Genomic DNA, 17,088 nt, shown 5'->3' with positions numbered 1-17,088 from the left:
TTTCTCAAGAAGTCGACACATTACCACGAAGAATGAGAAAATTTTACCTGTAATGTTGATCTATACTGAGAAAAAGCAAAAACGAAAAACGATTTCTTGGTGAACTAAATGAAAAAAATTATCGACAATCTTTTTATTGATCATCCACAAGCTGTGAACGAAACCTATTTTGAGCACATGGGACAGGCTTTGTATTTTTCATTTAACATGTGCCTTGGTTTTTTTGTTTGCCTTTGCCATGCCTTTATTCCAGGCGCTTTTGAAAAAACCGGCAGCCAACTAGTTACAAAACTGTACGACAGAATGGTTCAGAATCGTATGCGTCATCAGGCTAAGCAAGATACATCAATCGAAAATACAGAACCAAATCGCGCCTGATAGCTCTTTATCCTTCAGCAATATTCATAATTTTGCCGCCTCTTTAATCAAAAGCGTGCTCTATCATTAGTTTTGCTTAACAGATAATTTTTTGAGATTTCAGAGTGATCTTCCTATAGGATCTTCGCAAATACCTGTTGCGCCTTTAGCGTGATACAATCACAAAGCATATTGAGTAAAACAATGCCTGTTCTCGTTTTCGGGGCTGAAAAGTACGCCCAGATGAAACCACTCATACCTGGCGTAATGCTAGCAATCATCTTGGCTTTTGCAGCAACTTTTATATCCGATCACCATGGGGGGCCGACACTTCTTTACGCCTTGCTTTTTGGTATGAGCCTTAATTCCCTCATCGAAGGATCATCCGCAAAGCCAGGCATTGAATTCACAAGCAAATCTCTCTTACGCATTGGTGTTGCTCTTTTAGGCGTAAGGATTGGTCTCGATCAAATTACCCAACTTGGGATTACATCAACTATAATTTTGGTCATCGCAGTCGTCGTGACCATTGCATCGGGTGTACTACTTGCCCGCTTTTTTGGATTTGATAAACGCTTCGGATTGTTAACAGGAGGCGCCACCGCAATTTGCGGTGCTTCGGCAGCTCTGGCGATTTCGGCTGCTATGCCAGCGTCTCCAAGCAAAGAACGCTCTACTCTTTTTGCTGTTGTCGCGGTCACAACTCTGTCCACGCTGGCCATGATTCTTTACCCCCCTCTTGCATTATGGCTAGAAATGACGCCCGAAGAATCAGGTTTTTTTATTGGCGGAACAATTCACGATGTCGCACAGGTTGTTGGGGCAGGCTATTCCATTTCAGCAGAAGCAGGTGATGCGGCCACCGTGGCAAAGCTTTTCCGCGTGGCACTTCTTGTTCCGATTACACTTTTTGTCATGACAATCTTCAAGCAAACCAGCACAAACAAAATTAAGGCTTATCTGCCCCCACTCTTTTTAATCGGTTTCATTGCTTTCACTGGCTTACGTTCTACAGGGGTGCTTTCAGATTTTTGGATTACCCAACTGTCCGAGCTATCCCGCTGGTGCCTCATCGCCGCTATCGCAGCCGTCGGGCTCAAAACATCTCTGCGCGATGTTCTCCAGATTGGTCATCAAGCATTAATCTTGGTCGTCGTCGAAACCATCATTATTGCAGGCCTGATCATAGGCAGTATCTATTTGATACATTGACAAAGCAGACACAAAAAGGGCACCAACATAATCCCTAATGTTCGTGCCCTTGAATAAATAAGATAGCTATATCAACTGCCACCTATGTCTTTCTATGCGTCACCTAAGGCTGCAATAATGCGGACCCAGGATCGAATACCTTTATGGAAGCTTTTGAGGTCGTATTTTTCATTAGGGCTGTGAATACGGTCATCTTCCAGAGCAAAGCCAACCAAAAGAGTTTCCATACCTAAGACACGCCGGAATTCAGTCGTAATAGGGATAGAACCGCCAGACCCGATCAGGGCAGCTTCTTTGTTCCACTCGTCAGAAAGCGCCTTAATTACTTTCTGCGTTTCTGGCATATCCGTATCGACAACCAAGGGACCAAATTCTCCCCCGACAGATTCATATTCAACAGAACAATCGGCTGGCAAACGAGCTTCAACAAAGCGTCGGAATGCCTCCCGAATTTTGCTAGGTTCCTGCTGATCAACCAACCGGAAAGTGAACTTAGCATTCGCTTCGGCCGGTATAACAGTTTTAGACCCCTCGCCGTTATATCCACCCCAGATACCATTCACTTCACAGGTCGGGCGTGATGTCAGTTGTTCAAGGACAGAGTAGCCCTCTTCACCTGCAGGCACAGAAAGTCCGACTTCACCAAGGAATTCTGCGCTATCAAATCCCAATTCATCCCACTGCTTTTTTATATCCGCTGGTAATTCACCCACGCCGTCATAAAACCCGGGAATTTGAACACGCCCTTTATCATCCCGAAGATCCGCAATAATTTTAGATAAAACATGCAACGGATTGCGCGCAGCAGAACCATATCCACCAGAATGTAAATCACGGTCAGCAGCCTTGATAACAAGGTTCTCTTTCATCATCCCGCGAAGGCGAACTGTAATCGCAGGCGTATCCTTATCCCACATACTAGTATCGCAGACCAACGCCAGATCGGCCTTTAATTCATCTTTATGCGCCGCCAGAAAATCATCCAAACTTGGGCTACCAGTTTCCTCTTCGCCTTCAAAAATGATCGACGCATTCAGCGGTAGCTTACCCGTTACAGCACGCCAAGCGCGACATGCTTCGACAAAAGTAAGAAGCTGCCCTTTATCATCTGATGTGCCGCGACCTGTTAGCTCTTTGCTACCGTCAGCGAGTTCCTTGATGGTAGGCTCAAACGGCGGATTATCCCATAGCTCCAACGGATCGACAGGCTGAACATCGTAATGTCCGTAGAACAGCACATGTGGGCCTGTATCCTGATCGGGTGTATGGGCAACGACCATAGGATGACCAGGGGTTGGCCGCACAGAAGCATCGAACTGAAGCTCTTTGAGTTCACGCTCTAACCATTTTGCCGCCTTCTGGCATTCTGCTTTATAAGCGGGATCTGTAGAAATACTTTCAATTCTGACAAGGTCAAATAATCTATCTACTGATTCTTCCAGATGGTCATCCACGTGGGATAACACTTGTTCCAAAGCGCTCATTCCTATGCTCCTAGTGTTTGTATTTTTTATTAGCCCCGATAAGGCATGTTGAATTCCGTCAAAAACACCCTGTGATCATTGATATAAATTTTTGAGATCAAGGAATAACGGGTAAAAAGCTGTGCAAGGCTAACAGAACCTAACTTGACTAGGCAAGCTGTGTTTCCGAAAGATATTTAACCGAAATCTACAATAGGCAAACAGAAATAATCCATTTACAGTTATCGAAACTTACAAACGATCTAAACAGGTACGAACTGGGAAAGAATAAGAGGATGACCAACGACACAACAAATCCTGTACTCGGCATATTGGGTGCTGGATATTTCGCCTCTTATTTTACAAGCTCGCTCAGAAACGGTGGATACCAAGGGAAAATATATCTATCGCCGAGAAATGCGCAAACTGCTGAAAAAATTTCCAGGGAACATCATTGTTTAATCGCACAAAATAATCAGGACGTTATAGATAAGTCAGATATCATTTTGCTCTCTGTCAGACCCAAACAATTATCCGCTTTGCTGGAACCATTATCATTTCGGAAGGATCAGATTGTGATTACCGCAGTCGCCGGAAAAACAATTACCGAACATTACGCAGCAGCAAAGCACTTACCCCAAACACTGGTTCGTATGATCCCTGTCTGTAGCATCGAAGCTGGCGAAGGCGTTGTTCCTATTTATCCGCCCAACCCAGAGGTAGAAAAACTCGCAAATTTCACAGGTACTCCAATAAGCTTTGATTCCGAACATGATTTTGATCTGGCTCTAACAACATCCTGTATGAACGGATGGCTTTATGAGTTTTTTGGCACAATGACAAATTGGCTGGAAGAAAAAGGCCTTCCCGAAGACAAGGCCCGTAACATTATTCTACACAACATAAGAGGCGCAACCGCCTACGCCCTGCAAAAAGAAGATCAAAAACTCGCCACCATCACCAATGAGATTGCCACAGAAGGGACATTTACGCTGGAGGGGTTAAATCTTCTAAAGAAGGAACAGGGATTTACCGCCTGGGATCATGCTCTGGAACATGTGCATAAAAAACTTGGGGAATGATAATTGAGAGCAGATCATCTGGTTCAGTACTTTTAAGATTTAAATTGCCTAAATGGGAGGTAAACTTATCTCGATGCTTAACCCTCCCCCTTTTTTGCAGCAGGCTTCAAAACGATAGACAAGTAATATAAGAAGACTGGCTAGGTATGGTTTGGGTAAAATACTTGAAAAAGAGAAATAGTTACCCACCCTGACTCAACTTTACAATCGGAGAGACAGCATTCTCCTTCTGCCATGCCTGAAACATCAAGATGTCCCAAATCAGATATTGCCAATTTCGACGGCCGGAAAGGTGCTCGTGCCACTTCACACGTATTGGCACTGGTCTAAAAATACCACCTTCGCTTAAGGATTTTACTGACAACAGATCTTCCGCCCATTCACGCAAGGGCCCACGAAGCCATGAATCAATTGGTACGCCAAAGCCCATTTTCGGCCGCTCTATAAGTTCTCGGGGAACGTATTTATAGAGAACTTGCCTCAAGAGCCATTTTCCCTGACCGTTACGAATTTTCATGTGTTGTGGCAGTTTCCATGCAAAATCCACCACTCGATGGTCAAGCAAAGGTACTCTCGCTTCCAAAGAAACCGCCATAGAAGCTCGATCCACTTTGGTTAGAATATCATCCGGAAGATAGGTCAAGGTATCCAGATATTGCATCCGATCGATAAAGTTGGGAATTCTTTGCTTAACTTCGTCGTTCCACATAATGCCTTTTCGCTCAGCCCCATCAATAACAATACTGTCCGGGTCTGACCAATGACTTACCAGACCGCGATAAAAATCATCTTTTCCACCATCCAATATTCTAGCCAACTTATGCAGTTTATCCCCGAATAAAGCTGGGCGTTGGCTAGAAGGAATTAGCTTTCCAATTTGATCCCAATTTTTGGGAGACAAACTTTGAATGAGCGTAGCTTCAATACGACGCAGCATTTGCGGTTGTCGAAAAATCGCTTTTCCATATTTCTCAGCGGTAAAATACCTTGTATAACCAGAGAAAAGCTCATCCCCGCCATCTCCTGAGAGAGCAACGCTAACGTGCTCTCTTGTCATTTTTGACACGAGATAAGTTGGTATTTGTGATGAGTCTGAAAAGGGTTCATCAAAATAAAAGGGAAGCTTCGGAATAACATCTCGCGCTTCCTGAGGAGAGACATACAGTTCTGTATGATCTGTGCGCAAATGTTTCGCTACTTCTGCAGCATGTTTCGCTTCGTTATATCCCTCTTCGTTGAAGCCAATTGAAAAAGTCCGAACAGGACGCTCACTTTGCGCCTGCATCAATGCAACAACAGTCGAAGAATCAATACCACCAGAAAGAAAAGCCCCAAGAGGAACATCAGCCATCATACGACGACCTGTTGCATCAAGAAGTAGCTCATGAAGCGACTCTACTGCGTGCTCGTCGCTTCCTTCAAAAGGATCCTTCTTTGCCCCAGCAACAACATCATCTAGAGACCAATATTGCTCCAATATTGGCTCTTCATTCGCTCGTACACTAATTATCCAACCAGGTTCGAGTTTATTGATCCCATCATAAATGCTTGCTGCGCCACCAATATAATTATGCCTTAAAAACCCAGAAACAGCGTCACGATTAATCTCTTCCGGACAATCTGGATGTACTCGCAAGGTTTTGAGTTCTGAACCAAACAAAAAGCTATTGGACGTTTTAGACCAATAAACTGGTTTAATACCCAATCGATCCCGAACAATTGTTAGGCGTTTCTCATGACGGTCCCACAGAGCGAGAACAAACATTCCAATCAATTTTTGTACTGTTGCTTTCACCCCCCAAAGAGCACAGCCTTCCAAAATAACTTCAGTATCAGAATGCCCCCTGAAATTAATTCCCTGAGCAGCCAGTTCAGGCCTAATCTCATTGTGATTGTAAACTTCACCATTATAGATAATGACATAACGACCACAGGCAGAAGCCATTGGTTGAGCGCCAGCTGAAGATAAATCTACAATAGCCAAACGTCGATGGGACAAAGCAATCCCGGAACATCCCTCAACCCAGACATCCCCACTATCAGGACCGCGATGTAGCACTGCATTTCCCATAGCATGCGCTATCTGAGAAAGATGCTCTTCACGTCGATTAGCATTGTTCTCGAGAAATCCCGCGACACCACACATGAATTATGACTCCTTAGTCACCACACAGAGAAAATACGTAGCCGTATAAAAGCCTACTTAACCTTAGACTTTGTCAGCAGAGGTTTATGAATTAATTCTATAGTACGATTTATACCAATCAACGAAGTGGCCGATACCCTCTTCGATCGTCGTCATCGGTTTATAGCCTGTAATAGCCGTCAACTCAGAAACGTCCGCCCAGGTAGCCGGTACATCACCATCCTGCATCGGTAACATATTATATTCTGCTTTTACACCGAGCTTGTCTTCCAGTACTTCAATATAGCGCATCAGCTTTTCACAACGTGTATTTCCGATGTTAACGACTCGATAGGGGGCAATACCGCTCGTACTTGGATTGGGGTTATTACTATCCCAGTTGGGATCTATTGAAGGCGGTGCTTCAGCCAACCTGCTGATACCTTGAACGATATCTTTCACATAAGTAAAGTCGCGCTGCATGTTGCCATTGTTGAAGACATTGATCGGTTTGCCCGCCAGAATATCACGTGTAAACATAAAGAGCGCCATATCCGGGCGCCCCCAAGGACCATATACGGTGAAAAACCGCATTCCTGTGCTTGGAATATTGAACAAATGAGAATAGGAATGCGCCATCATCTCATTAGATTTTTTCGTGGCCGCGTAAAGCGTCATTGGGTGTTCAGCACTTTCAGAAACTTTGAAAGGCATATTTGTATTCGCACCATAAGCAGAACTTGTTGATGCATATATCAAATGCTCGACAGGGTAATGACGACATGCTTCAAGTATATTTAAAAAGCCATCAACGTTCGCTCTAAGATAAGCTCTCGGATTTTCAAGGCTATACCGAACACCCGCCTGCGCCGCCAAGTTCACACAATAATTTGGGCGATGCTCCTTAAAAACAGCTCCAACAGCTGGCCAATCAGCAAGATCTATGCGCTTTTCGAAAAAGCATTCATACTTAGTCAAGTTAGCCAAGCGAGCTTCTTTTAAAGTTACATCATAATAATCACTGACAATGTCAATCCCGACAACTTTGTGCCCTTGGCTCAATAAACGGTCCGCAAGGTGGTATCCAATAAATCCAGCTGTACCAGTAACCACAAAGGTTTTATTCGACATAAAAAATTACGACCTATTATATAATGAATAAGACAAGCAACATTTTTAGTTCTTACCACCAAAGTATTACTACAAACAACTAATTAGATTCCTATATCCGCAAAGCATATGTAAGGGCAAAGCATCAAGAACATACATATCATTCAGAATGTGAAATTCACAGCATGAATGATGATTGACCTATATTGTAAATCGATCTACATTATCCAAGAAAAATTTTGGAATTCAAATGCCTTCAAAGTCAGATATAAAAACTGATATCGAATTTCTTCAGTCTCTGGAAGAGGGTGAAGTGATCTCTCAGATGACGCTTTCGAAACGCATCGGGGTTTCTATCGGCTTCACTAATGCCTTACTAAAACGTGCCATTCACAAAGGTTACGTTAAAGCAAAATCAGCTCCTTACAAACGATATGCCTACTATCTGACACCTAGAGGCTTTAGCGAAAAGAGCAGGTTAGTCGTCGAATATTTAGACACGTCATTAGATTTTTTTAAGAACGCCCGGAACCAATACTCCGAAATTTTCGAGACAATTGAAGCTCAAGGCGACAAAGCAAGTGTATTACTTGGTGGTGGCGAGTTAGCAGAAATTGCAATTATGGCAGCTTGGGATACAAAGGTAGAAATTCTCGCCGTTATTGACAACACCACGCATCGAGAAAAAATTGGCAACATCCCCGTCTTAGACACACTGGATAAGATCGATAACTATGACGTTATGATTTTGACAGACTCTGAAGCACCGCAAGAAACTTTTGAAAAAGCAAGCCAACAGTACGAGAGTATTGATTTAATTGTTCCTGAATTCCTTCGAATTCATTCACTTGACGCCCTTGTTAACACCGGCAAGGTGAAGGCATGAAAAAATGGTACGTCGTGAATACCCATTCTAATCAGGAAACTCGCGCTGAAGTAAACTTGGCAAGACAAGGGTACCGGGTATTTTTCCCCTACTACATGAAGTCACGTAGACACGCCAGAAAAGTTGATATCGTAAAAAAAGCACTTTTCCCCGGATATTTATTTGTCGAATTGGATACAAAAGCCAATAATTGGGGCTCAATTAACAATACTTATGGCGTCAGGCACTTGATATCCAATGGTAACTTCCTCCCGAGCTTGCCGAGCGATTTTGTTGCAGGCTTAAAGGAAAGCATTTCCCAAGATAAAAATGTAGATCCTGATTTTAAGCCTGGCCAAAAAGTGCAATTTTTATCTGGCCCGTTTGCTAATATTATCGGTTCTTTATCCCACATGGTTGATAAAGAACGTATCGCTGTCTTGCTCAATTTGCTCGGTAGAGAAGTAAAAACCACGGTCTCTAGATTTGATGTGACATCGGTCGCTTAATCAAATAAAGAGGCTAATAGAAAGTTCATTTTATGGGTGAAAACGCGTTCACCCAAAGTGCGGTAGCGTGGGAAAATCGTACGATTTAACCTTGAAGAAATACACATTAACTCAATGACAAAAACATTTGCTCTGATTGGTGCCGCTGGGTACATTGCCCCCCGACACATGAAAGCTATCAAAGATACAGGCAATCATTTGATAGCAGCACTGGATCCTAATGATAGTGTCGGTATTATCGATAGCTATTTTCCGCAAACTCGCTTTTTTACAGAATTTGAACGATTTGATCGTCACATAGATAAATTGAGACGCCGTGGCGATTTAATTGACTATGTAAGCGTTTGCTCACCCAACTATCTACATGATGCGCATTGCCGCTTTGCTCTAAGGTCAGATGCTCACGCAATCTGCGAAAAACCACTGGTTCTTAATCCTTGGAATATTGAAGGGCTCCGTGAGATAGAAGAGCAAACAGGTAGAAAAATATATTCCATTTTGCAGCTGCGCCTCCACCCCGCCATTATCGACTTAAAAAAGAAAGTCGCAGAAAATCCAGATAAAATTTACGATGTTGATCTAAGTTACATCACATCCAGAGGGAAATGGTATCATGTTTCATGGAAAGGCGCCGACGACAAATCCGGAGGCATTGCAACCAATATAGGTGTACACTTTTATGATATGCTAGGTTTTATTTTTGGCCCACTTAAAGAAAATAAAGTCCATATTCGTTCAGGCGAAAGAGGCGCTGGTTATTTGGAATTCAAACAAGCGCGCGTTCGTTGGTTTTTATCTGTAGATCAATCCGATTTGCCAGAACATGTAAAAGGAAAACAACCAACCTATCGATCAATCACTGTTGACGGTGATGAGATCGAATTTTCTGGCGGGTTCACAGATCTTCATACAGCCAGTTATCAGCATATTCTTGATGGGGAAGGATTTGCTTTGGATGATGCACAAACCTCTATTGAACTTGTTTCCACTATCCGAACACTTGATCTGACCCCTCGTCTTGGCGAACGTCATCCCCTCACCACTTCACAGCTATAATAACATCAAAATGTCTCCCCTATCATCCTCGTGCTTTATTCATGAAAGCTCTTACATAGATGAGAATGTATCTATCGGTGACGGCACAAAAATTTGGCATTTTAGCCATATACTTGGAAACGTTATCATCGGCGAGAATTGCACTATTGGACAAAATGTTATGATTGGGCCATCTGTCAAGGTTGGTACAAACTGCAAAATACAGAACAATGTTAGTATTTACAAAGGCATCACACTAGAAGACGGTGTTTTCTGTGGCCCTTCTTGCGTTTTCACCAATGTAAACAATCCAAGAGCTGAAATAGAACGTAAAGCCGAGTTTCGAGAAACGGTTGTTCGCAAGGGCACCACGATTGGTGCCAATGCAACAATTGTCTGTGGGCACGAACTCGGCGAATACAGTTTCATCGCTGCAGGCGCTGTTGTGACAACAAATGTCAAACCTCACGCATTGATGGCAGGCGTGCCTGCAAAGCAGATTGGATGGATGAGCAAAGCTGGCTCAAAACTCTCGGAAGATTTGATTTGCCCTTCAGACAAAACCGAATATCTAGAGACATCAAATGGGTTTCTTGTACTCAAAAATCTCTCCTAGAAGAAACGCAATGAATAAAATTCCCTTTATAGATTTAAAGACTCAACGAATTCACCTAAAAGGCTCCATTGAAGCCGCCGTCGAGAAAGTTATCGAACACGGTCAATATATTATGGGCCCTGAAGTACGACAATTTGAACTAGCATTAGAAAGATATACCAACGCAGAGCACGTTATTAGCTGCGCAAATGGTACAGATGCGCTCTCTCTTGCACTGATGGCATTGGATATCCAGCCCAACGATGTTGTTTTCGTGCCAAATTTTACATTTGCAGCAACGGCCGAAGCTGTAGCACTTCTAGGCGCCATACCATATTTTGTGGACGTTAATGAAGAAACTTTTTTGATCGACTTTGCCAGCCTAGAAAGTTCAATTTACGATGCAAAACGTAATGGTCACTCCATCAAGGGGATCATCGCCGTTGATCTTTTCGGAGCAATTCCAGATTACGATAAGCTTACTTCTATAGCCAAAGAAAATAACCTATTTGTTATAGCAGATGCGGCGCAAAGCATAGGAGCCACTTATGGTAATAGACAAGTCGGAACTCTTGCAGAGATAACCACAACAAGTTTCTTCCCCAGCAAGCCATTAGGAGCCTATGGTGATGGTGGGGCAGTAATTACGAATAACACAGAACTCGCAGATAAGATAAAATCTCTGCGAATTCACGGAAAAGGCATCGATAAATACGACAATGTTCGTGTAGGTATGAACAGCCGATTAGATACTATTCAAGCAGCTATACTTCTTGAAAAAATCAACATCCTTAGTGACGAGATATTTGCCCGTCAAAAGATAGCAAGCACCTACTCTGCCGTACTACCGGAGAGCCTTATAAAACAGAAAATACACTCTACAAGCCAACCTGCCTGGGCTCAGTACACTGTACACTGCACAAAACGAGAGATCATTAGAGAGAAACTGATTAATCAAGGAATTCCAACAGCCATTTACTATCCAACTCCTTTAAACGAGCTGAAAGCTTACCAAACGTATCCATCAGCCCCAGAGGGACTTCAAAACTCACGTTTGCTATCATCACGAGTGTTTAGTTTACCGATGTCTCCTTATCTAACTGAAGCCGACCAAAATTATATCTGCGCCACAATAGAAAAGATTTTAAAGCGTCAATGAAAGAGCAATTTTTTAATTTACTAAGCCTCCTTGACCAAAGAACAAGGCGCCTTACACCATTAATCGTTTTATCTGGTGCAGCGTTATCAGCTCTTGAAGTTTTAGGATTAGGGTTGGTTTTCCCACTCATCCTTATGCTTTTAGATACAGATGGGTCGAATAACAGTCCTATAATAAAAATCATTTTTGAATTTTTCCCTAATTACAACCGTGAAGAAATATCCTTAATCCTTTCCATCTCCATTTTTGGATTAATTGTCTTTAAAAATATTGGCTCTTTATTCATTTACCATTGGCAAAATAAAACGCTCGTACGTTTTGAAGCGTCACTTGTGTCCTCGATATTTTCCAGCCACTTAAGAGCACCGTATGCTAAAATAAAAACACGTAGTACATCTGAACTTATCAGAAACGTATATGCCTTGAGTCGCCAAATCGTTTCGATGATAATTCTCCCCGTGACAGCAATTTTAATTGAGATTGTAACAATTGTTCTGGCTCTCATTGTCCTCATTACAATTGATCCTTTATCATCCGGTATAGCGTTTGCTGTTCTCGGTGGGGGTGGCTTCACAATTTACATGTTGCTTCACAAAAGACTGGGGTTCTTGGCTCAAACCTATCAAACTATAAATATTAAACAATTAACTTGGATTAGACAGGGATATGGAGCCCTGAAAGAGCTCCATATACTTAACAGGCAAGAATTTGTTATTGATTTGGTGACCAAATACACGAAAATTCTTTCGAACATTTCTGCAGAACAACGCCTTTATCAAATAGCACCACGATTTCTTCTCGAAATCCTTATCGCAATCAGCTTAGCGATCATTATTTTTGCTCTCTCGACACAGCGATCATCAGGTGAAATCATTGCCACGTTAGCACTACTTGGCGCAGCAAGCCTACGGGTCGCCTCTTCTACAAATAGAATATTAGTTGCAGCACAACAAATTAGAGCAGGTTCAGCAGCCATTGATTGTTTGACAGAAGAAATTAAGTTTATCAAAACAACAAAAAACTCATCAAAAATAACTTCGGGTAAAAGCCTGACTTATAAAGAGAAGATTGAATTCAAGGAAGTCTGTTTTAAACATCCGAATCAAGAAGCAGGCCATATAGAAGATCTCAATTTAGTATTAAAAAAAGGCGAAAACATTGCTGTTGTTGGTAGTTCCGGAGCAGGCAAATCAACGCTCGTAGATATATTACTCGGCTTTCAGAAACCACAGCAAGGTATGGTGCTGAGTGATACCACAGACATCTTTTCAGACCTTGCACTATGGAGAGAATCAATAGGCTACGTTCCCCAAAAAATATATATCAACGACGATTCTATCCGTCGAAACATAGCACTTGGTATATCTGACCCAGAAATCGATGAAGAAGCAATAAAGCAAGCTGTTACCAATGCCGGGTTAAAAGATTTCATAAAATCTCTGCCACATGGATTGGATACAATTGTAGGAGACGAAGGATCCCAACTTTCTGGAGGGCAAGCACAACGTATTGGCGTTGCAAGAGCCCTCTATAATCAGCCTGATATTCTTATTTTTGATGAAGCAACTTCCGCTTTAGATTTAAAAATTGAAAAATTCATTATAGATGAACTTGTGTCGCAACATTCAACAAACACTTTGATATTTGTTACACACAGATTGGGCGCATTAAAGTCTTTTGATAAAATCGTCTATATGGATAATGGCAAAGTTATTGATTTTGGTAATTTTGCCGAGTTGGTTTCTCGAAACTCTACCTTTAGAGATATCGCAATTACTGGCGGTACAATTCTAAATGATCCTCCAGCTAACCAACTTAATGAGAAACAATATTCAGTATAAGTCCTATCGTTAAACAGGTTTGAAATGCTTATCATTAGCCGTAGACACATCAACAAAATAAAGAAATCTGGAATATAAGTTAATGACTTGGCTAATCACAGGCGCCAGTGGTTTATTGGGGAGCCAGATTTGTTATCACTTAAGCATGAATAATATCAATGCAATTGGAGTTGTTAATCATCACTCAATGCCCTTTAAGGGAATAACAACAATACAATGTGATATTACAGATGATGCTGAAATCCTTCAGCTTCTAGAGAATGCGCAACCTAAGAAAATAATCCACTGTGCAGCTCTAACCAATGTAGATGAATGCGAAAGAAACATTGATCTAGCAACCAAGTTGCATGTTACGGCACCGGACATTATGGCTCGATGGGCATCAATAAACGCTTGTAAAATGGTATATATATCCACGGATCATTTATGGGATGGATCAAAAAAACACGTCCAAGAGCATGAACAACCACAGCCTCTTAATGCTTATGCAATGACAAAATACCTAGGTGAAAAACAAGTTCTTTCAAGTAATCCCAATACTCTTGTTGCTCGTACGAATTTTTATGGTAAAGGCCTTGAGTGGAGGACATCTTTTTCAGATTGGATTTTGAGCGCTCTACAAGGAGCAGAAACGGTTTATGGCTACACTGATGTGTTTTTTTCACCTCTCCATAGAACCCACTTAATCAACATATTAATGGATCTTGTCGCACACGACGGTAAGGGTATTTACCATGTGGCCAGTGCCGAACGAATTTCTAAATATAATTTCATAAAGAAAGTCGCAATTAAATTTGGTTTACCCGATGTGAGACTTGAGGGTATAAAAAGCAGCAACATACAATCACAAACATTAAGACCTAAAGATATGTCATTGAGTTCAGAAAAAACTTCTAAACTCCTTGATCAAAAAATGCCTTCGATAGATGAAGGCATAGATAGTTTATATGCAGAAATGAATGGTTAAAAACATGAGCGTCTTCAATGGAAAGTCAATACTAGTTACCGGCGGCACAGGCTCCTTTGGTAAAGTATTCATTTCTAAGCTCCTCAAAGATCACAGCCCAAAACGCTTGATTGTCTTTTCACGCGATGAGTTAAAGCAATTTGAAATGGCGCAAGACATTTCACATCCTAATCTTCGTTATTTTCTTGGTGATATTAGAGACGAAGCTCGACTGGAAAGAGCATTTAAAGGAGTTGACTATGTTATTCACGCAGCAGCCCTAAAACAAGTTCCTGCTGCTGAATATAACCCGATTGAGTGTATTAAAACGAATGTTTTGGGTGCCGAGAATATAATTAACGCCGCAATAAACACCGGCGTCCAAAAGGTTATTGCCTTATCAACGGACAAGGCTGTTAACCCCTTAAATCTATACGGCGCAACTAAACTTTGTTCCGATAAGCTCTTTGTAGCAGCAAATCATCTATCCGATATTGGCGGTACTCGTTTCTCTGTTGTTAGATATGGCAATGTTATTGGCTCACGAGGAAGCGTTATTCCTTTTTTCAAGGAGAAAGCAAAAGAAGGTGTTTTACCGATCACCGATCCAAGAATGACTCGCTTCTGGATTACTCTTGATAGCGGCGTTAAATTTGTAATTGATTCGGCTGAACGCATGAGAGGTGGCGAAATATTTGTTCCCAAAATTCCTTCTATGAAAATCACAGATCTCGCTTCTGCAATCGATCCCGAGTGTAAGCAAGAAATTGTAGGAATTCGCCCTGGTGAAAAGCTACATGAAATGATGATTCCTAAAGACGAAGCACGGAACACTTTAGAGTTCAAAGACCATTTTGTAATAAAGCCGCAGTCAACTTTTTGGGACTATGACCCAAGTCCCGTGTTTAACGAAGAAAAAGGTATGCCTGTCGTGCAGGATTTTGAATACGCCAGTGACACAAATACCGATTGGTTCAATACCGAACAGCTTCGTTCTGTTATTGAATCAGATGCTTAGTCTCCCCAAAAGTTAGATTTCATAATAACTGATGAGCCGCAAACAATGAATATTTCCATCGGAAACAATAGTATCGGCACTGAACACCCAACGTATTTTATTGCAGATATTGCTGCAAATCATGATGGATCTTTAGAAAGAGCCAAGGAACTTATCTTCTTGGCTGCAGAAGCTGGTGCCAACGCTGCAAAGTTTCAAAATTTTGTTGCTGAGACTATTGTTTCTGATTATGGCTTTGAAAACCTTAACGCTGGCTTAGGCCATCAGGCCAAATGGAAAAAATCTGTCGTAGAGGTGTATCGAGAAGCCTCACTCCCTTTGGAATGGACAGAAGAGCTTCAAAAAGCATGTGACGAAGCTGAAATTGATTACTTTACAACACCTTATGACCTTAATCTAGTTGACTATCTAAGTAACTATGTTTGCGCATGGAAGCTCGGCTCAGGAGATATTACCTGGCATGAAATGATATCCAAGTTGGCAAAAGATAATAAACCCCTTTTGCTCGCGACAGGCGCAACAACCATGGAAGAAGTCAATTTAGCAATGGACGTTGCTCTCCGAGAGACAAACAAACTGGTTCTCATGCAGTGCAATACGAATTATACGGGAAATATTGATAACATAAGTTATTCTGCCTTAAACGTATTAAAAACCTATCGTGAAAAGTTTCCGAATACTATTTTAGGTCTTTCAGATCATACTCCGGGTGATATGACGGTGCTTGGTGCTGTCTCATTAGGCGCACGAGTTATTGAGAAACATTTCACTGATGACAATAATCGTGAAGGACCAGATCACCCCTTTGCTATGAACCCACAGACATGGTCTCAAATGGTCGAGAGAACGAGATGGCTCGAATCAGCACTAGGGTGCCATGAAAAAATGGTCATGCCCAATGAAGAAGAAACAGTAGTCGTGCAAAGAAGAGCAATCCGTTCTGCTAAAGATCTAAATTCAGGATCAATTATTAAGCTAGAAGATCTTGTTGTTCTTCGTCCTTGCCCCCCGGATGCCCTTGAACCCTATAAAATAGATACTTTAATTGGACAAAGATTGATTAGGGATATCCCTGCGGGTGATTGCGTACGTAATGAAGATGTTGAATGCCCAAAGTCGCCATAATTATCCCCGCACTTAATGAAGCCGGTACTATTTTTAACATCGTTAAAGGCTTAACTAAGCTAGGCATGGTTATTGTTGTTGATGATGGCTCCACTGATTTAACCTCCGAAGAGGCAACAAAAGCTGGAGCATTGGTCATTAAGCACGATAAGAACAAGGGATATGATCGCGCGCTAGCAGCCGGTTTCAAAACTGCAATAGCCCATAAAGCACAAATTCTGTTAAGCTGTGATGCTGATGGACAACATAGTTTACAATCTGTTCAAAGCGTTCTGGAAACAATACTTAAAGAGAATGCATTAATAGCTATCGGAGCTCGTGCATCTTTCCCAAGATTTTCTGAAATTCTTTTTGGATACTACACTCAAAAACGTTTTGCTATTCCAGATCCTCTTTGTGGATTAAAAGCAATCAAATCAGATGCTTATATAAAATACAATAAACCAAGAACGAAAAAGACTATCAATACAGGATTATTGCTTGATGTCGCGAGAGATGGTGGAAAAATCTCGAGCGTCCCCGTTGATATAATCTCTCGTCAAGACGATCAGGCCAGAATCGGCGGTGTCCTGAAGGCCAACTATCGTATCCTGCGCGCTTGGGCAAAATGCATTGCCAGCGACTTACAGCTTTATTTTTCTTAAAC

General features: G+C 41.8%; 16 protein-coding genes. 13 read left to right on the top strand and 3 right to left on the bottom strand.

Going from position 1 to position 17,088, the window contains the following annotated elements; genetic code table 11:
* Positions 1-108 precede the first annotated feature (108 nt).
* Complete coding sequence (locus ACN0W5_RS14345) at positions 109-378, top strand: DUF6356 family protein (protein ID WP_299381418.1); 270 nt, start codon at positions 109-111, stop codon at positions 376-378.
* Between the two features lie 183 nt (positions 379-561).
* Positions 562-1,569 (top strand): YeiH family protein, encoded by a 1,008-nt coding sequence (locus ACN0W5_RS14340; protein WP_417454785.1) that lies wholly within the window; start codon positions 562-564, stop codon positions 1,567-1,569.
* Positions 1,570-1,661: 92 nt separating this feature from the next.
* Here ACN0W5_RS14340 and ACN0W5_RS14335 read toward each other — a convergent pair whose 3' ends face one another.
* Positions 1,662-3,053 carry a dipeptidase gene (locus ACN0W5_RS14335; protein WP_417454784.1) on the bottom strand — a complete coding sequence of 464 codons (1,392 nt, stop codon included), beginning with the start codon at positions 3,051-3,053 and terminating at the stop codon, positions 1,662-1,664.
* Between the two features lie 275 nt (positions 3,054-3,328).
* Here ACN0W5_RS14335 and ACN0W5_RS14330 point away from each other — a divergent pair, with 275 nt between their 5' ends.
* Positions 3,329-4,114, top strand: a complete 786-nt coding sequence (locus tag ACN0W5_RS14330; RefSeq protein ID WP_417454783.1) for an NAD(P)-binding domain-containing protein — start codon at positions 3,329-3,331, stop codon at positions 4,112-4,114.
* Positions 4,115-4,295: 181 nt separating this feature from the next.
* Here ACN0W5_RS14330 and asnB read toward each other — a convergent pair whose 3' ends face one another.
* Positions 4,296-6,260: an asparagine synthase (glutamine-hydrolyzing) gene (gene asnB / locus ACN0W5_RS14325; protein WP_417454782.1), complete on the bottom strand. Its 1,965-nt coding sequence runs from the start codon at positions 6,258-6,260 to the stop codon at positions 4,296-4,298.
* 84 nt (positions 6,261-6,344) lie between these two features.
* A complete protein-coding gene (locus tag ACN0W5_RS14320; RefSeq protein ID WP_417454781.1) occupies positions 6,345-7,370 on the bottom strand; it encodes an NAD-dependent epimerase in 1,026 nt (341 codons plus the stop codon).
* Positions 7,371-7,599: 229 nt separating this feature from the next.
* On the opposite strand from ACN0W5_RS14320, the gene ACN0W5_RS14315 reads away from it, so the two are divergent.
* From ACN0W5_RS14315 to ACN0W5_RS14270, 10 genes are all read left to right on the top strand, one after another.
* Entirely contained in the window at positions 7,600-8,235 is a 636-nt protein-coding gene (locus ACN0W5_RS14315; RefSeq protein WP_417454780.1) for a hypothetical protein, read from the top strand.
* The gene (gene nusG / locus ACN0W5_RS14310; protein WP_417454779.1) at positions 8,232-8,723 is read left to right on the top strand and encodes a transcription termination/antitermination protein NusG; all 492 of its coding nucleotides are present in this window, start codon (positions 8,232-8,234) and stop codon (positions 8,721-8,723) included. Before ACN0W5_RS14315 ends, nusG begins: the two co-directional genes overlap by 4 nt.
* 114 nt (positions 8,724-8,837) lie before the next feature.
* Positions 8,838-9,779 carry a Gfo/Idh/MocA family oxidoreductase gene (locus tag ACN0W5_RS14305; RefSeq protein WP_417454778.1) on the top strand — a complete coding sequence of 314 codons (942 nt, stop codon included), beginning with the start codon at positions 8,838-8,840 and terminating at the stop codon, positions 9,777-9,779.
* Positions 9,780-9,789: 10 nt separating this feature from the next.
* On the top strand, positions 9,790-10,374 hold the full coding sequence (locus tag ACN0W5_RS14300) for a DapH/DapD/GlmU-related protein (protein ID WP_417454777.1): 585 nt from the start codon (positions 9,790-9,792) through the stop codon (positions 10,372-10,374).
* Positions 10,375-10,384: 10 nt separating this feature from the next.
* Positions 10,385-11,512, top strand: a complete 1,128-nt coding sequence (locus ACN0W5_RS14295; RefSeq protein WP_417454776.1) for a DegT/DnrJ/EryC1/StrS family aminotransferase — start codon at positions 10,385-10,387, stop codon at positions 11,510-11,512.
* A complete protein-coding gene (locus tag ACN0W5_RS14290) occupies positions 11,509-13,353 on the top strand; it encodes an ABC transporter ATP-binding protein (protein WP_417454775.1) in 1,845 nt (614 codons plus the stop codon). Before ACN0W5_RS14295 ends, ACN0W5_RS14290 begins: the two co-directional genes overlap by 4 nt.
* Before the next feature lie 82 nt (positions 13,354-13,435).
* A complete protein-coding gene (locus ACN0W5_RS14285; protein WP_417454774.1) occupies positions 13,436-14,320 on the top strand; it encodes an SDR family oxidoreductase in 885 nt (294 codons plus the stop codon).
* 4 nt (positions 14,321-14,324) lie between these two features.
* The gene (gene pseB, locus ACN0W5_RS14280) at positions 14,325-15,317 is read left to right on the top strand and encodes a UDP-N-acetylglucosamine 4,6-dehydratase (inverting) (RefSeq protein WP_417454773.1); all 993 of its coding nucleotides are present in this window, start codon (positions 14,325-14,327) and stop codon (positions 15,315-15,317) included.
* 45 nt (positions 15,318-15,362) lie between these two features.
* Positions 15,363-16,442, top strand: coding sequence for an N-acetylneuraminate synthase family protein (locus ACN0W5_RS14275; RefSeq protein ID WP_417454772.1), 1,080 nt, complete (start codon positions 15,363-15,365; stop codon positions 16,440-16,442).
* Positions 16,424-17,086, top strand: a complete 663-nt coding sequence (locus ACN0W5_RS14270) for a glycosyltransferase family 2 protein (protein WP_417454771.1) — start codon at positions 16,424-16,426, stop codon at positions 17,084-17,086. The genes ACN0W5_RS14275 and ACN0W5_RS14270 overlap by 19 nt, the downstream gene beginning before the upstream one ends.
* Positions 17,087-17,088: the final 2 nt, after the last annotated feature.

The organism is Kiloniella sp. (genome assembly GCF_048270245.1).
Lineage (GTDB): Bacteria > Pseudomonadota > Alphaproteobacteria > Kiloniellales > Kiloniellaceae > Kiloniella.
Note: the sequence above shows the minus strand (reverse complement) of the source record. Positions and strands in the feature narration are given on the sequence as shown.

Bases quoted from the DNA above. Each gene is read 5' to 3' on its own strand.
- ACN0W5_RS14345 (WP_299381418.1), top strand. From the start codon at position 109: ATGAAAAAAATTATCGACAATCTTTTTATTGATCATCCACAAGCTGTG.
- ACN0W5_RS14340 (WP_417454785.1), top strand. From the start codon at position 562: ATGCCTGTTCTCGTTTTCGGGGCTGAAAAGTACGCCCAGATGAAACCA.
- ACN0W5_RS14335 (WP_417454784.1), bottom strand. From the start codon at position 3,053: ATGAGCGCTTTGGAACAAGTGTTATCCCACGTGGATGACCATCTGGAA.
- ACN0W5_RS14330 (WP_417454783.1), top strand. From the start codon at position 3,329: ATGACCAACGACACAACAAATCCTGTACTCGGCATATTGGGTGCTGGA.
- asnB (WP_417454782.1), bottom strand. From the start codon at position 6,260: ATGTGTGGTGTCGCGGGATTTCTCGAGAACAATGCTAATCGACGTGAA.
- ACN0W5_RS14320 (WP_417454781.1), bottom strand. From the start codon at position 7,370: ATGTCGAATAAAACCTTTGTGGTTACTGGTACAGCTGGATTTATTGGA.
- ACN0W5_RS14315 (WP_417454780.1), top strand. From the start codon at position 7,600: ATGCCTTCAAAGTCAGATATAAAAACTGATATCGAATTTCTTCAGTCT.
- nusG (WP_417454779.1), top strand. From the start codon at position 8,232: ATGAAAAAATGGTACGTCGTGAATACCCATTCTAATCAGGAAACTCGC.
- ACN0W5_RS14305 (WP_417454778.1), top strand. From the start codon at position 8,838: ATGACAAAAACATTTGCTCTGATTGGTGCCGCTGGGTACATTGCCCCC.
- ACN0W5_RS14300 (WP_417454777.1), top strand. From the start codon at position 9,790: ATGTCTCCCCTATCATCCTCGTGCTTTATTCATGAAAGCTCTTACATA.
- ACN0W5_RS14295 (WP_417454776.1), top strand. From the start codon at position 10,385: ATGAATAAAATTCCCTTTATAGATTTAAAGACTCAACGAATTCACCTA.
- ACN0W5_RS14290 (WP_417454775.1), top strand. From the start codon at position 11,509: ATGAAAGAGCAATTTTTTAATTTACTAAGCCTCCTTGACCAAAGAACA.
- ACN0W5_RS14285 (WP_417454774.1), top strand. From the start codon at position 13,436: ATGACTTGGCTAATCACAGGCGCCAGTGGTTTATTGGGGAGCCAGATT.
- pseB (WP_417454773.1), top strand. From the start codon at position 14,325: ATGAGCGTCTTCAATGGAAAGTCAATACTAGTTACCGGCGGCACAGGC.
- ACN0W5_RS14275 (WP_417454772.1), top strand. From the start codon at position 15,363: ATGAATATTTCCATCGGAAACAATAGTATCGGCACTGAACACCCAACG.
- ACN0W5_RS14270 (WP_417454771.1), top strand. From the start codon at position 16,424: ATGCCCAAAGTCGCCATAATTATCCCCGCACTTAATGAAGCCGGTACT.